At 71.0% G+C, this 13683-nt stretch carries 12 protein-coding genes; 8 read left to right on the forward strand and 4 right to left on the reverse strand.

Annotated features, from left to right (window positions below):
• Positions 1-558: 558 nt before the first annotated feature.
• The 4 genes from OG488_RS37980 to OG488_RS37995 form a co-directional block, all read right to left on the reverse strand.
• Positions 559-2151: an acyl-CoA mutase large subunit family protein gene (locus OG488_RS37980; protein ID WP_405689535.1), complete on the reverse strand. Its 1593-nt coding sequence runs from the start codon at positions 2149-2151 to the stop codon at positions 559-561.
• Positions 2152-2261: 110 nt separating this feature from the next.
• On the reverse strand, positions 2262-2453 hold the full coding sequence (locus OG488_RS37985) for a ferredoxin (protein WP_329238069.1): 192 nt from the start codon (positions 2451-2453) through the stop codon (positions 2262-2264).
• A 26-nt stretch (positions 2454-2479) separates the two neighbouring features.
• Positions 2480-3715, reverse strand: a complete 1236-nt coding sequence (locus OG488_RS37990) for a cytochrome P450 (protein WP_329238071.1) — start codon at positions 3713-3715, stop codon at positions 2480-2482.
• A 55-nt stretch (positions 3716-3770) separates the two neighbouring features.
• Entirely contained in the window at positions 3771-5003 is a 1233-nt protein-coding gene (locus OG488_RS37995) for a cytochrome P450 (RefSeq protein WP_329238073.1), read from the reverse strand.
• Positions 5004-5362: 359 nt separating this feature from the next.
• Between OG488_RS37995 and OG488_RS38000 the strand changes: the two genes are divergently transcribed.
• From OG488_RS38000 to OG488_RS38035, 8 genes are read left to right on the forward strand one after another with little or no spacing between them, the layout of a single operon-like run.
• Entirely contained in the window at positions 5363-6280 is a 918-nt protein-coding gene (locus tag OG488_RS38000; RefSeq protein ID WP_329238076.1) for a proline iminopeptidase-family hydrolase, read from the forward strand.
• Between the two features lie 59 nt (positions 6281-6339).
• The gene (locus OG488_RS38005; RefSeq protein WP_329238079.1) at positions 6340-7275 is read left to right on the forward strand and encodes an ACP S-malonyltransferase; all 936 of its coding nucleotides are present in this window, start codon (positions 6340-6342) and stop codon (positions 7273-7275) included.
• 35 nt (positions 7276-7310) lie between these two features.
• Positions 7311-7562 (forward strand): phosphopantetheine-binding protein, encoded by a 252-nt coding sequence (locus tag OG488_RS38010; RefSeq protein WP_329238082.1) that lies wholly within the window; start codon positions 7311-7313, stop codon positions 7560-7562.
• Between the two features lie 25 nt (positions 7563-7587).
• Complete coding sequence (locus OG488_RS38015) at positions 7588-9156, forward strand: AMP-binding protein (RefSeq protein ID WP_329238085.1); 1569 nt, start codon at positions 7588-7590, stop codon at positions 9154-9156.
• Complete coding sequence (locus OG488_RS38020; RefSeq protein ID WP_329238088.1) at positions 9153-10679, forward strand: AMP-binding protein; 1527 nt, start codon at positions 9153-9155, stop codon at positions 10677-10679. Before OG488_RS38015 ends, OG488_RS38020 begins: the two co-directional genes overlap by 4 nt.
• Positions 10676-11914 (forward strand): type III PLP-dependent enzyme, encoded by a 1239-nt coding sequence (locus tag OG488_RS38025; protein ID WP_329238091.1) that lies wholly within the window; start codon positions 10676-10678, stop codon positions 11912-11914. The genes OG488_RS38020 and OG488_RS38025 overlap by 4 nt, the downstream gene beginning before the upstream one ends.
• On the forward strand, positions 11914-12363 hold the full coding sequence (locus OG488_RS38030) for a cobalamin B12-binding domain-containing protein (protein ID WP_329238093.1): 450 nt from the start codon (positions 11914-11916) through the stop codon (positions 12361-12363). Before OG488_RS38025 ends, OG488_RS38030 begins: the two co-directional genes overlap by 1 nt.
• Complete coding sequence (locus tag OG488_RS38035) at positions 12360-13649, forward strand: methylaspartate mutase (RefSeq protein ID WP_329238096.1); 1290 nt, start codon at positions 12360-12362, stop codon at positions 13647-13649. Before OG488_RS38030 ends, OG488_RS38035 begins: the two co-directional genes overlap by 4 nt.
• Positions 13650-13683 lie beyond the last annotated feature (34 nt).

A 13683-nucleotide genomic window follows, 5' to 3' on the forward strand; every position in this document is an offset into this window, starting at 1 on the left:
CTGAGCATCGGTGATGGGCAGCGAGCGCCTCAGCCACCTCAGCGGGTGACTCCGACGCGTTCAGTACCAGCTGCGGCCGAGCGAGCTCCGGCCCCTGCTTTGGGAGCCGCCGTCCGCAAGGCCCTGATCTCGACCTGATTGCGCCGCCCCGCCGCCCCTGCCCCCCAGCGGCCTGGGGCGTTCATTGAAGCCAAGCTGGCCCCCACACCTCCCTCACGCCAGCAGATCCATGAAGCAGTGCCCAGGTTTGCGACCGGGAGGTTCGCCGGATCCTTCGAGATGATCTCCTCATGAATAAGATCATCTTGATGCCGGATCAGAAGGTTGCCGCAGTACCTGTCGCGGAGGTGCGGTGAACGCCTCGTAGACGCCCGTCGGGGTGGTTCGTTGCTGATCGACTCAAGGAAGCAGGATCCCTATGAGCAGAGGTTCCCCCTCTTGCTTCAGCAAGCCGAGTCCCTCGCAGGCCCCCGGCCGGAGACGGCCCGGAGGTGAAGGTGCCCTCCGGGCCGGTGGCGCCGGCGAGCTGATCCGGGGGCGGTCCGGCCGATGGGCCGGTCAGAAGAGGTCGCCGGGAGTGTAGGTGCCCCAGATCTCGCGCAACGCGTCGCACACCTCGCCCACGGTCGCCCCGACGGACAGCGCTTCCTTCATCGGGTACAGCACGCTGTCGTCCCCGGCCGCGGCCTTCTGCACGTCGGCCAGGTGGCGGTCCACCCGGTCCTGGTCCCGCCAGGCGCGGAGTTTGGCGAGGCGTTCCGCCTGCTGGGTCTCGATGGAAGGGTCGACGCGGAGTGGTTCGTAGGGCTCCTCCTCGTCGAGCTGGAAGCGGTTGACACCGACGACTACCCGCTCGCCTGAGTCGGTCTCCTTCGCGATGCGGTAGGCGTTGTCCTCGATCTCCCGCTTCTGGAAGCCGTGCTCGATGGCCCCGACGGCCCCACCGAGGTCCTCGATCTTCCGCATCAGTTCCAGGGCCGCGCCTTCGACGTCGTCGGTCATCCTCTCGATGGCATAGGACCCCGCGAAGGGGTCGACGGTGGCCGTCACGTCCGTCTCGTACGCCAGGACCTGCTGGGTCCGCAGTGCGAGCCGGGCCGACTTGTCGGTCGGCAGGGCGATGGCCTCGTCGAAGGAGTTGGTGTGGAGCGACTGGGTGCCCCCGAGGACCGCGCCCAGTCCCTGGACGGCGACCCGGACCAGGTTGACCTCCGGCTGCTGGGCGGTCAGCTGGACGCCGGCGGTCTGGGTGTGGAAGCGCAGCATCAGCGACTTGGGGTTCTCCGCTCCGAACTCCTCCTTCATCACCCGGGCCCAGATCCGGCGCGCGGCACGGAACTTGGCGACCTCTTCGAGGATCGTCGTACGGGCGACGAAGAAGAAGGAGAGCCGCGGCGCGAAGTCGTCCACGTCCATGCCGGCCGCCACGGCGGTGCGCACGTACTCGATGCCGTCCGCGAGGGTGAACGCGATCTCCTGCGCGGGCGAGGCCCCCGCCTCCGCCATGTGGTAGCCGGAGATCGAGATGGTGTTCCACTTCGGGATCTCGGCCCGGCAGTACTTGAAGATGTCGGCGATCAGCCGCAGCGAGGGCTTGGGCGGGAAGATGTACGTGCCCCGGGCGATGTACTCCTTGAGCACGTCGTTCTGGATCGTGCCCGTCAGCCTCTCCGCCGGCACGCCCTGCTCCTCGGCGACCAGTTGGTAGAGGAGCAGGAGGAGCGCGGCGGGGGCGTTGATGGTCATCGAGGTCGAGACCTCGCCCAGCGGGATCCCGCCGAACAGGACGCGCATGTCGTCGATCGAGTCGATCGCCACACCGACCTTGCCGACCTCGCCGGAGGCGATGGGGGCGTCCGAGTCGTGCCCCATCTGGGTCGGCAGGTCGAACGCGACGGACAGGCCCGTGGTGCCGTTGGCGATCAGCTGCTTGTAGCGGGCGTTGGACTCGGTGGCGGTACCGAAACCGGCGTACTGCCGCATCGTCCACGGCCGGCCCGTGTACATCGAGGGGTACACGCCGCGCGTGAAGGGGTAGGCACCCGGGGCGCCCAGCTTCTCGGCCGGGTCCCAGCCCGCCCGGGCGCCGGGCCCGTGGACCGGTTCGATGGGCAGTCCGGATTCGGAGGAGCGAGGTCGGTTCGTCACCACGGGTTCACGTCCTCCGTTGTCGTCGTCGTGCGGGGGTGGACGACGCCGCCCCTCCCGTACGTTGGCCCGGGCGCCCGGCCCGTACGGGAGGGGCCGCGAGCGCGGACGGTTCAGCCGGTGACGTGGATGGACCGTGACGGGCACAGTTCCGCCGCACGGTGCACGTCGTCCAGCAGCTCCGCCGCGGGCCTGTCCTGGAGGACGACGACGAGACCGTCGTCGTCCTGGTCGAAGACCTCCGGGCTGAGCATCGCGCACTGGCCGGCGCCCACGCACCGGTCGTGGTCCGTGGTGATACGCATGACAGGGATTCCGATCGGTTCGGCCGTCACCAGGTGACGGGCAGTTCGTAGACGCCGTAGACCATGGCGTCGTCCTTGAAACGGAGTTCCTCCGCCGGCACGGCCAGCCGGAGGCCCGGGACGCGGCGCAGCAGGGTGCCGTACACGATCTCCAGCTCCGCCCGGGCGAGGTTGGCGCCCATGCACTGGTGGATCCCGTACCCGAAGGCGAGGTGACCGCGCGCCTCCTTGCGGTGGAAGTCGAGGGTGCCGGGGTCCGCGAAGACCGCCTCGTCGTGGTCGGCGGCGTTGTTCAGCGCGAGGATGCCCTCACCGGCGCGGATGGTGACACCGCCCACCTCGATGTCCTCGACGGCGACACGGGCGGTTCCCGAGTCCGAGATGGAGAAGACGCGCAGCAGCTCCTCGATCGCGTTCGGCAGCAAGGTGTCGTCCGCCCGCAGCTCCGCCAGGTGGTCCGGGTGTTCCAGCAGCGCCAGCACCCCGAGCGCGATCATGTTGGCCGTCGTCTCGTGGCCGCCCACCAGCATCATCCGGGCCATGGTCACCACGTCGGTGTGGTCGGCGGCCTGCTCGGCGCGGTTCTTCTCCAGGAACCGGCTGATCAGGTCGTCGCCCGGCTCGGTCTCCTTGAGAGTGACCAGCTCGTCGAGGTACATGTCCAGGGCCTGCACCGCCGCCCCGTACTCCTCGGGGCCGAGGTCGTGGTTCATCATGGCCGCCGACCACTCCTCGAACCGGGCGTGGTCCTCGTAGGGGACGCCGAGCAGTTCGCAGATGGTAAGGGACGGCACCGGCAGGGCGAGGGCCGCGACCAGGTCCACCGGGCCGTCCGCGGCCAGCATGGCGTCGATGCGCTCGTCGACGATCTGCTGGATCCGCGGTCGCATCTCCTTGACCCGCCGCGCCGTGAACTCCGTTATCAACATGCGGCGTTGCGCGGTGTGGTCCGGCGGGTCCATGGACAGCATCATCAGCCGGACATGGGCCAGCATCTCCTCGGAGATGTGGAACTGGTGCGGGTAGCCGGGACGCTTGAGGTTGCTGCTCACCCGCGGATCGCCGAGCACCTGCTTGACGTGCTCGTGCCGGGTCACCAGCCAGGTCGGCTTGCCGTTCACCTTGAGCGAGGCGCGGGACACGGGCTCCTTCGCGCGCAGTTCGGCGTACTCGCCCGGCTCGCTGAACGGGCAGGCACGTCGCATCGGGAACTGGGGATGCGGCGAGGCCGTGTCGGGCGCCGGGTCGGCGGACTGGGTCATGGCTGCCTCTCGGACGGAACGGTGGGGAAAGGGGTGCGCGGCCGGGTGTGCGGCGTCACCAGGTGACGGGCAGCTCGTACAGGCCCCAGACGATGGCGTCGTCCTTGAACCGCAGTTCCTCGGCCGGCGTGGCCAGCCGCAGCGTCGGCACCCGGCGCAGCAGCGTGGAGTAGACGACGTCGAGCTCCATCCGGGCCAGGTTCTGGCCGACGCACTGATGGACGCCGTACCCGAAGGCCACATGGCTGCGGGCCTCTCGGCGCACGTCCAGCCGGTCCGCGTCGGGGAAGACGGCCTCGTCGTGGTTGGCGGCGTTGTTCAGCGGCAGGATGCCGTCACCCGCGCGGATGGTGACATCCCCCAGCTCGATGTCCTCCATGGCCACGCGTGCCGTGCCGGCGTCCGAGATGGAGAACAGCCGCAGCAGTTCCTCGACCGCGCGCGGCATCAGGCCGGGATCCTCGCGCACGTCGGCGAGCTGGTCCGGGTGCTCCAGCAGGGCCAGCACACCCAGTGCGATCATGTTCGCGGTGGTCTCGTGACCGGTGACCAGCATCAGCTTGGACATGCTGACGATGTCCGAGTGCTCCACCGCCGGGGTCTCCCGGTTGAACTCGATCAGCCGGCTGATCATGTCGTCGCCGGGCTCGCTCTCCTTGGCGGTGACCAGCCCGTCGACGTAGCGGTCCAGTTCGTAGTGGGCGATGCCCCGTTCCTCGTCGCTGACCTCGTGGTTCATGATGGCCCACGCCCACTGCTCGAACCGGGCGTGGTCCTCGTAGGGGACGCCGAGCAGTTCGCAGATCACCAGGGACGGCACCGGCAGCGCGAGGGCCGTGACGAGATCCACCGGACTGTCGCAGCCCTTGGCGAGCATGTCGTCGATCTGCTGGTCCACGAGCTGCTGCACCCGGGCGCGCAGTTCGCGCATGCGGCGCACGCTGAACTCCGGCGCCAGCATGCGACGTTGCACCGTGTGGTCGGGCGGGTCCATGGACAGGAAGGTGAGCGGAACCGACTGGAGCGTCTCCTCCGGCACCGGCACCTGGAGCGGGTAGCCGGGCAGCTTCAGGTTGGCGCTCACCCGCGGGTCGCCGAGCAGCTTCTTGTACAGGTCGTGGCGGGTGACCAGCCAGGTCGGCTTGCCGTTCACCTTCAGCCGCGCCCGCGAGACCGGTTCGTTCTCGCGCAGTCCGGTGTAGGCGGCGGGCGGACTGAAGGGGCAGGCCCGGCGCATCGGGAACTCCGGTAGGGCGCTCTGGTCGGCCGCTTCGGCAGGTGCAGTCATGGTGTCCTCTTCGCACGGGAGGGAGCGGGACGCGCCGTTCACCCGGGGGAGGCCCCGGGCTCGGCGCCGGCGCGGTCCGCCGGCCGTTTCCCGCACGCTAGGGAGCGCGGCAGGGGGCGGCCCACCCCTACGCGCCCCTAGCGGCACGGGCCCCTGTGGGGTGCGGCCGTGGCCCTCGTCACTCCCCCTACCACTAGGGGCGGTTAGGGGTCCGTCGAACGTCAGGGCGACGGTTAGCGTCGGCTGCGGACCACGGCGGAAGCACCGTTGTCGCCCGGCGCCACCACGCTCCGCGGTCCCGGCCGGATCTCCCTGACCGGACGGCCGCCCCACTCCGCAGCCGAGTAGAGGTGATCAGCGTGGCCCCGAAACCCCGTGCGCAGGGTCTCGTACCCAGTGTCAAGGGCACCGTTCCCTTCGGGGAGTACCGGACCTGGTACCGGGTGACCGGCGAACTCGGTACGGGCCGCCCTGCGGTCGTCGTCGTACACGGGGGACCCGGCAGCACGCACGACTACCTGCTGCCGCTGGCCGGCCTGGCCGAGGACGGCTGGCCGGTCGTCCACTACGACCAGTTGGGCAACGGCGGCTCCACCCATCTGCCGGACAGCGCACCGGACTTCTGGACGGTCGACCTGTTCCTCGACGAACTCGACAACCTCGTGAGGGAACTGGGCATCGCGGAGGACTACGTCCTGTTCGGCCAGTCCTGGGGCGGCCCGCTGTGTGCCCGGCACGCGATGGGCCGTCCGCCGGGTCTGCGCGGCCTGGTCGTCGCCAACGCGCCCGCCTCGTACCCCATCTGGCTGGAGGAGATGGCCCGGCTGCGGGCCTCCCTGCCGCCGGACGTGCAGGAGACCCTGGTGCGGCACGAGACGGCCGGCACGTACGACACCGAGGAGTACCTGGCCGCGATGCGTGTCTTCTACGACCGCCACGTGTGCCGCCTCACCCCGTGGCCCCGGGACTTCCTCTCCTCCTTCATGGAGATCTACAACGACCCGACGGTCTACTACGCGATGAACGGGCCCACCGAGTTCCACGTGATCGGCTCCCTCAAGGACTGGTCGATCGTCGACGAGCTGGACACCATCCGCACGCCCACCCTGCTCCTGAGCGGACGCCATGACGAGGCCACCCCGGCCGTCGTCCAGCCCTACATGGACCGCGTCCCCGGGGCCCGCTGGGAGATCTTCGAGGAGTCCAGCCACCTGCCGCACCTGGAGGAACCTGACCGGTTCTTCGAGGTGCTCACCGACTTCCTCGCCGGCCTGTGACACTCCGCGCCGCCGCACGGGCGTCGCGCACCACTGTGAAAGGGGGCGGGGACACCGCCATGGCGTACGACACCGCTCTCGTCTTCCCCGGTATGGGACCCGTCCCGTTCGCCGAGGTGGGCCGCTTCATGGTCGCCAGCCCCCGGGCCCGGGAGCTGGTCGCCGTCGCCGACGACGTCCTCGGCTACTCGCTGGTGGACACCTACCGGAGCGCCGAGGGCGACTACTCGGAGGCCGCCCAGGTCGCGTTCTTCGTGAACTGCCTGGCCAGTGCCTACTGGGCCCGCGAGCACCTGGACATCGCCCCCGACGTCGTGGCCGGCCCCAGCTTCGGGGAGAAGGCGGCCCTCGCCTACACCGGCGCCCTCGACCTGCCCGACGCGATCCGGCTCACCGCCGGGATCGCGCGGTGCCTCGAGGAGTACTTCGCCGACCACCACCGGGACATCGTCACCCTGTCCTTCGTCCGCGCCCCGCGCGAGGAGCTGGACGCGATCCTCGCCGAACTCGACGACGCCGGGGAGTGGCACGAGATCTCCTGCCACATCGACGACGGCTTCTGGATGGTCTCCCTGGCCGAACGCCGTGTGGAGTGGATGAGGGAGCGGCTGCGCGGCATCGGCAGCCTTCCCCTCTACACCATGCGGCCGCCCATGCACGCGTCGGCGTTCGCGCCGCTGCGCGCCAAGGCGGAACGCGAGGTCATCTCCCGCTACACCTTCGCCGATCCCGCACTGCCGGTCGTCGCCGACCAGGACGGCAGGCTGCTGCACACCGGTGAGGAACTGCGCACCATGCTCCTCGACAGCTTCGACCACCCCATGAACTGGCCGAGCGTCACCACGGCGTTGCGTGACGCCGGAGTCCGGCGGATGTGCGTCGCCGGACCCGACAGCCTCTTCGGCCGGGTTCCCCGCACCATCCGCACCTTCGAGGTCGTCGCCGCGCATCCCCGCCTGGCGATGACCCCCCGGCGCCGTCCGCGCGCCGCCTGACCCGTCCATCCGCCCTGACCGCAGGAGGCACCCCCATGTGGGACGAACAGTTCGAAGAAATACTCCGCACCTTCCTGCCGTTCCTGCCCCCGCAGGAACCGCTGACCGCCGACGTCGAGCTGAAGGACCTCGGTCTGGACTCGCTGGGCACGGTCCAGCTGCTCGGCACGCTGGAGGAGGCGTACCAGGTGCGCTTCCGTGACAGCGCGCTGACCATGGACACCTTCCGCAGCGCGGGAGTGCTGTGGGAGACCGTCGAGGGCATGCGCCTGCGCGCCAAGAGCTGACGGGACGGATCCCTTGGACCTCACCATGGACGGAGCCCTGTCCGGACGGTTCCTGCGCGGGCTGGCCCTGGCGCCCGACCGGCCCGCGCTGCGGGCCGACGGCGCCGCCCTCACCTACCGCGAGCTCCACGAGCGGGCCCTCCTGCTCGCCGGCTCCCTGCTGGCCGGGTTCCCCGACCGGCCGCCCGCCGTGGGCGTGCTCGCCGGCAAGGGCCCGTCGGCGTACACGAGCCTGCTGGCAGGCCTCTACAGCGGGGTCACCGTCGTCCCCCTGCAGCCGGCCTTTCCCGCCGCCCGCACCAGGCAGATGATCGAGGCCGCCGGTGTGGGAGCCCTGCTCGCCGACGACGACGCCCTGCCGGCGCTGACCGCGCTGCACGAGAACGGCGTCACCCTGCCCACCCTGTTCGCCCCCGGCGGCCAGCCGATGCCGGCGCTCACCGTCGACCCCGACAGTGTGCTGAAGGCGCCGATGCCCGCCCGCCCGGACGGCATCGCCTACGTGCTGTTCACCTCCGGCTCCACCGGGCGCCCCAAGGGTGTGCCGGTCACCCACGCCAACACCGCGTACTACTTCTCCCTGCTCGACGAGCGGTACGACTTCGGTCCCGAGGACGTCTTCTCGCAGACCTTCGACCTCAACTTCGACTGCGCCGTGTTCGACCTGTTCTGCGCCTGGGGCGCCGGAGCCACCGTCGTGCCGGTCCCGGCGCGGGCGTACGCGCGCCTGCCCGAGTTCGTGGCGGAGCAGGGTGTGACCGTGTGGTTCTCCACACCCAGCGCGATCACCCTGGTGCGGCGCACCGGCGGACTCGCACCCGGTGCGCTGTCCTCGCTGCGCCGGAGCTTCTTCGCGGGGGAAGCGCTCAGCTGCCGGGACGCCGACGACTGGACGGTGGCGGCTCCCGGCACGGTGCTGGAGAACCTGTACGGGCCGACCGAGCTGACCGTCACCATCACCGCCCACCGCTGGGTGCCGGGGAGCCGGCACCTGCACGGCATGGTGCCGATCGGGGCCGTGCACGACGGCCACCCGGTGCTGCTGCTGGACGACGCGGGCTCGCCGAGCACCACCGGCGAGGGCGAACTGTGCATCGCCGGACCACAGCTGACCCCCGGCTACCTCGACCCGGCCGACGACACCGGACGCTTCCTGGAGCGGGACGGCCTGCGCTACTACCGCACCGGGGACCGGGTCCGCCGCGCCGGAGGCGACGCCTGGCTGTACCTCGGCCGCCAGGACGCCCAGGTCCAGGTGCACGGCATACGGATGGAACTGGCCGAGGTCGACGCAGCGGTGCGCGCGTGCCCCGGCGTGGAGGACGCCGCGACCGTCGCCGTCCCCGTGGACGGCACGGTCGAGCTCGCCGTCTTCCACACCGGCGACCCGGTGCCGCCCGCCCGGCTCGCCCGTCATCTGCGGGAACTGTTGCCGGCCGCGGTCGTCCCCCGGGCCTACCACCACCTGAGCGCGCTCCCGCTCAATCCCAACCGTAAGACCGACCGCAGGAAGCTCACCTCCCGCGCCACGACCCTGCGTGAGCAGTACGCCGGAGCCGGGAGCAGGACCGAAGGACGGCAGGAGTCGCAGTGAACGGTCGACCGACAACACAGGCCCGCACCGATGCCCGGGTGCACGACCTGCTCGACGAGGCCACCGCCGAGCACCCTGACGCGCCGGCGGTCGCCGACGGCATCGGGCGATGGACCTACCAGGAGCTCACCGCCTGGAGCCACGCCGTCGACGCGTGGCTCCAGGCCCAGGGCGTCGGCCACGGTGACCGGGTCCTGGTGCAACTGGCCAGCACCCGCGAGCTGGTGGCGCTGCTGTACGGCACCGCGCGCCGCGGGGCCGTCCTCGTCCCCGTCAACACCGGTATGAAGGACTTTCACCTCGAGGCCGTCGTCGGGAACGCGGAGCCGTCGCTGGTCATCGTCGCCGATCCCGCCGTCTCCCGTATCTCCGCGCTCGCCGATCCGGTCCCCGTCCTCGGTCTGGAAGAGGTGTGGCAGGCGGTCACCGACCTGCGCGACAAGGAGGCCCGGGGCGACGGCGCCCCCGTCCACAGCGACGACCTCGCCGTCCTCGTCTACACCTCCGGCTCCACGGCGGCCCCCAAGGCCGTCGTCTGCCCGCACGGCCGGATGGTCTTCGCGACCGAGGCCATCAACCTCGAACTCGGCTACCGACCCGACGACGTGGTCTTCTGCCGCTTCCCCATCTCGTGGGACTACGGCCTCTACAAGGTGCTGCTCACGGCGGCCGGCCGCAGCGAACTCGTGCTCGCCGACGGCGATTCCGACCTGGTGCTGCTGCGCCGCATCCGGGAGACCGGGGCCACCGTCGTCCCCGTCGTGCCGTCCCTGGCCACCATGATCTGCGCGCTGGCCGCACGCGAACCGCGGCAGGACTCCACCGTCCGCATGTTCACCAACACCGGGGCCGCGCTGCCGAAGGCCACCGCCGACGGGCTCCGCGCGGCCTTCCCCGGATCCGAGGTGGTCATCCAGTTCGGCCAGACCGAGTGCAAGCGCGTCTCCGTCCTGCCGCCCGACCAGCAGGACGCCCGGCCCGAGTCGGTCGGCCGCCCGCTGCCCGGCACCAGGGCCTTCGCCGTGGACGTCGAGGGCAACCGGCTGCCGCCCCGGCAGACCGGGGAGATCGTCGTCGAGGGCCCCCATGTCATGCCCGGCTACTGGCGCGCGCCGGAGCAGACCGCACGCGCCTTCCGCCCCGCTCCCGACGGCGGACTGCGGCTGCACACCGGCGACTTCGGACACGTCGACGAGGACGGGTTCCTCTACTACGAGGGCCGGCGGGACGACATGTTCAAGCACAAGGGCGTTCGTATGAGCACCACCGAGATCGAGGCCGCGGCCGCGGACGTACCCGGTGTCCGCGCCGCCGCGGTCCTGCCGCCCGCCCCCGGCCGCGACCTCGCGGTGTTCGCCGAGGGCGACATCGACCCGCACGTGCTTCTCAGGGAGCTGTCCCTCCGGCTGGAGCCCGCCAAGGTGCCGGGCGTCAGCCGTGTCGTCGGCGAACTGCCGCTGACCGCGCACGGCAAGCACGACCGCAAGCAGCTCGTCAGCCTTCTGGAAGGAACCACGCCGTGACCGGCACCACCGACCTCGCCCGGCGCTTCGGCACCCCCTCGTACGTCTACGACCTGGACCGGGTTGCGGCGGCGCGGGACGAACTGTTCGCCGCGCTGCCCGACGAGATCGCCGTGTACTACGCGGCCAAGGCCAACCCGCACCCCGAGATCCTGCGCGAGATGCGGGCGGGCGGCCCCCGCGTCTGCCACGCGGAGATCAGCTCCGTCGGGGAACTCGACGCCGTCCTGCGGGCCGGCTTCCAGGGCACCGAGATCCTGTACACCGGCCCCGGCAAGACGGCCGAGGAGCTGGCCGAGGCCATGACCCGGGGCGTGCGGACCTTCTCCGTGGAGTCGCCCGGCGATCTGCGGCACGTCGGTGAGGCCGCCGTCCGGCTCGGCATCACCGCCGACTGCCTGATCCGGGTCAACAACGCCACGGGAGCCGCGGCCACCAGCATCCGTATGACCGGGGTGCCCTCGCAGTTCGGGTTCGACGGCGAGACCCTGCCCGGCCTCGCCGCCGAACTGCGGGACGTACCCGGCACCAACCTGGCGGGACTGCACTTCTTCCCGCTGAGCAACGCCAAGGACGAGGCGAGCCTCATCGCCGAGTTCCTGCACACCATCGCCACCGCCGCCGCCCTCCAGCGGGAACTGGGCGTCACCTTCCGCATCGTCGACCTCGGCGGCGGCTTCGCCGCACCGTACGCGGTCCAGGGACGGCGGCCTGTCTACGGCGAACTGCGCGACGCCCTGGCCACGTCGCTCGACGAGCACTTCCCCGGCTGGCGGGACGGCGCCCCGCGCATCGCCTGCGAGTCGGGACGGTACCTGGTCTCCGACAGCGGCACCCTGCTCACCTCCGTCGTCAACGTCAAGGACAGCCGTGGCACCCGCTACGTCGTCCTGGACGCGGGCATCAACACCTTCGGCGGCATGTCCGGTCTCGGCCGCATCCTGCCGGTCTCCGTCGAACCGCACGAGTCCGTCGGCACGGACGGCGTGCCGGCCCACCTCGCCGGACCGCTGTGCACGCCCGGCGACCTGCTCGGACGGCAGGTTCCGCTGTCCGACCCGGCCCCCGGCGACCTGCTGACCGTCCCCAACGCCGGGTCGTACGGGCCCACCGCCAGCCTCCTGATGTTCCTCGGCAGGCCCGCCCCCGCGGAGATCGTCGTCCGCGGCGAGGAACTCGTCTCCGTCTCCCGCATCGAACACACCCGAACCTACGAACACGGACAGGCCCTGTGATGAGCAACCGCCTCACCCCCACCCCCGGCGAGCAGCCCGTGCTCGTGGCGGGCGGCATCTCCGACTCGCACACCTGGAACCTGGTCTACCTCCAGCTCCTCATCGAGGAACACGGCCACCGTGTGGTCAACCTCGGCCCCTGCGTGCCCGAGGACCTGCTGATGGGCGCGGCCCTGGCACAGGACCCCGCGCTCATCGTGATCAGCAGCGTCAACGGGCACGGTTACCACGACGGCATGCGCACGGTCACCCGGATGCGCGAACACCCCGGCCTCACCGCCGTGCCCGCCGTCATCGGCGGCAAGCTCGGGGTCGCCGGACCCTGCGGTGAGAAGGAGTCGGCCGCGCTGCGTGCCGCCGGCTACGACGCGGTGTTCGACGACACCTCCGAAGGCGTCGCCACCTTCCGGCGGATGCTCGACGCGCTGCCCCAGCGGGCCCTGGTGTGACCGGTGCCGGGTTCGGAGGGTTCGTGCGCCGGGCCCACGACGCCGGCCGGCTGGTGGTGCAGCCCCGGATGGGGATGAGCAGCCCGCAGCGCATGCGGGCGGGGCTGCTCGCCACCCGGGACGCCGACGCGACGACCGTCGGGACCCTCACCCTGGACAGCTACACCCGGGTCGGTGACCTGGAGTCCGCTCAGCTCGCCGTCCTCGAGGGAGCCGACCTCAACGGCTATCCGCTGGTGAGTCACGAGACGGCCACCACCCGCCGGGTCCTCGACCGGATCCACGGCCCGGGGTTCCCGGTGCAGGTGCGGCACGGTTCGGCAGCGCCCCAGCACATCTTCCGGGCGCTGTTGTCCGTGGGGCTCGACGCCTCGGAGGGCGGGCCCGTCTCCTACTGCCTCCCCTACGGCAGGGTTCCTCTGCGGGAGTCCGTCGCCCACTGGACGGAATCCTGCGAACTGCTCGCCGCGCTCCGCGCGACCGGCACCGAACCGCACCTGGAGACCTTCGGGGGGTGTCTGCTCGGCCAGCTCTGCCCGCCCGGCCTGCTGGTGGCGGTCAGCGTGCTCGAGGCGCTGTTCTTCCGCCGGCACGGAATCCGGAGCATTTCGGTGAGTTACGCCCAGCAGACGAATCGGCGTCAGGACTCCGAAGCGGTCGCCGCGTTGCGCAGTCTGTGCGCGCGGTTCCTCGCGGACACCGAATGGCACGTGGTCGTCTATGCCTACATGGGATTGTTCCCGGAAACCGAGTACGGCGCCCGTCGACTGCTCGCGCAGGCCGCCGAACTGGCGGTCGAGAGCGGTTCCGAGCGCCTCATCGTGAAAACCGTCGCGGAATCCCGGCGCATCCCGTCGGTGGCCGAGAACGTGGCCGCACTGGAGTACGCCGCCGTGGTCGCCGCGCGCACCGAGCCGGACCCTTTGGAGGGCGTCGGGACAGAGACGTACGCCGAGGCGTACGCGCTGGTCGACGGGGTGCTGAACATGGACGACGACCTCGGCACCGCACTGCTGAAGGCGTTCGCCGAGGGCCGGCTGGACGTGCCCTACTGCCTGCATCCGGACAACGCCGGACTGAGCCGGAGTTACATCGCCGAGGACGGCCGGCTGCGCTGGTCGGACGTGGGAAAGATGCCGCTGGCCGGCGTCACCGACGCCCGTCCGGCCCACACGGTCACCTCGACGGAACTGCTGGATTCCCTGTCCTTCGTCCGGCGTTCGTTCGACCGCAACGCCCCCGCGCAGGCGGGTGATTCGCCCGGCCCGGCCCCTAGGGGTGCCTAAGGGTGTGGCCTTTCCGGGGTCGTCATTACGGTGA

The organism is Streptomyces sp. NBC_01460 (genome assembly GCF_036227405.1).
Lineage (GTDB): Bacteria > Actinomycetota > Actinomycetes > Streptomycetales > Streptomycetaceae > Streptomyces.

Excerpts from the sequence above, each read along its gene's own strand:
- OG488_RS37985 (WP_329238069.1), bottom strand. The coding sequence starts at position 2,453 with ATGCGTATCACCACGGACCACGACCGGTGCGTGGGCGCCGGCCAGTGC.
- OG488_RS38005 (WP_329238079.1), top strand. The coding sequence starts at position 6,340 with ATGGCGTACGACACCGCTCTCGTCTTCCCCGGTATGGGACCCGTCCCG.
- OG488_RS38030 (WP_329238093.1), top strand. The coding sequence starts at position 11,914 with ATGAGCAACCGCCTCACCCCCACCCCCGGCGAGCAGCCCGTGCTCGTG.
- OG488_RS37990 (WP_329238071.1), bottom strand. The coding sequence starts at position 3,715 with ATGACCCAGTCCGCCGACCCGGCGCCCGACACGGCCTCGCCGCATCCC.
- OG488_RS37995 (WP_329238073.1), bottom strand. The coding sequence starts at position 5,003 with ATGACTGCACCTGCCGAAGCGGCCGACCAGAGCGCCCTACCGGAGTTC.
- OG488_RS38015 (WP_329238085.1), top strand. The coding sequence starts at position 7,588 with ATGGACGGAGCCCTGTCCGGACGGTTCCTGCGCGGGCTGGCCCTGGCG.
- OG488_RS38010 (WP_329238082.1), top strand. The coding sequence starts at position 7,311 with ATGTGGGACGAACAGTTCGAAGAAATACTCCGCACCTTCCTGCCGTTC.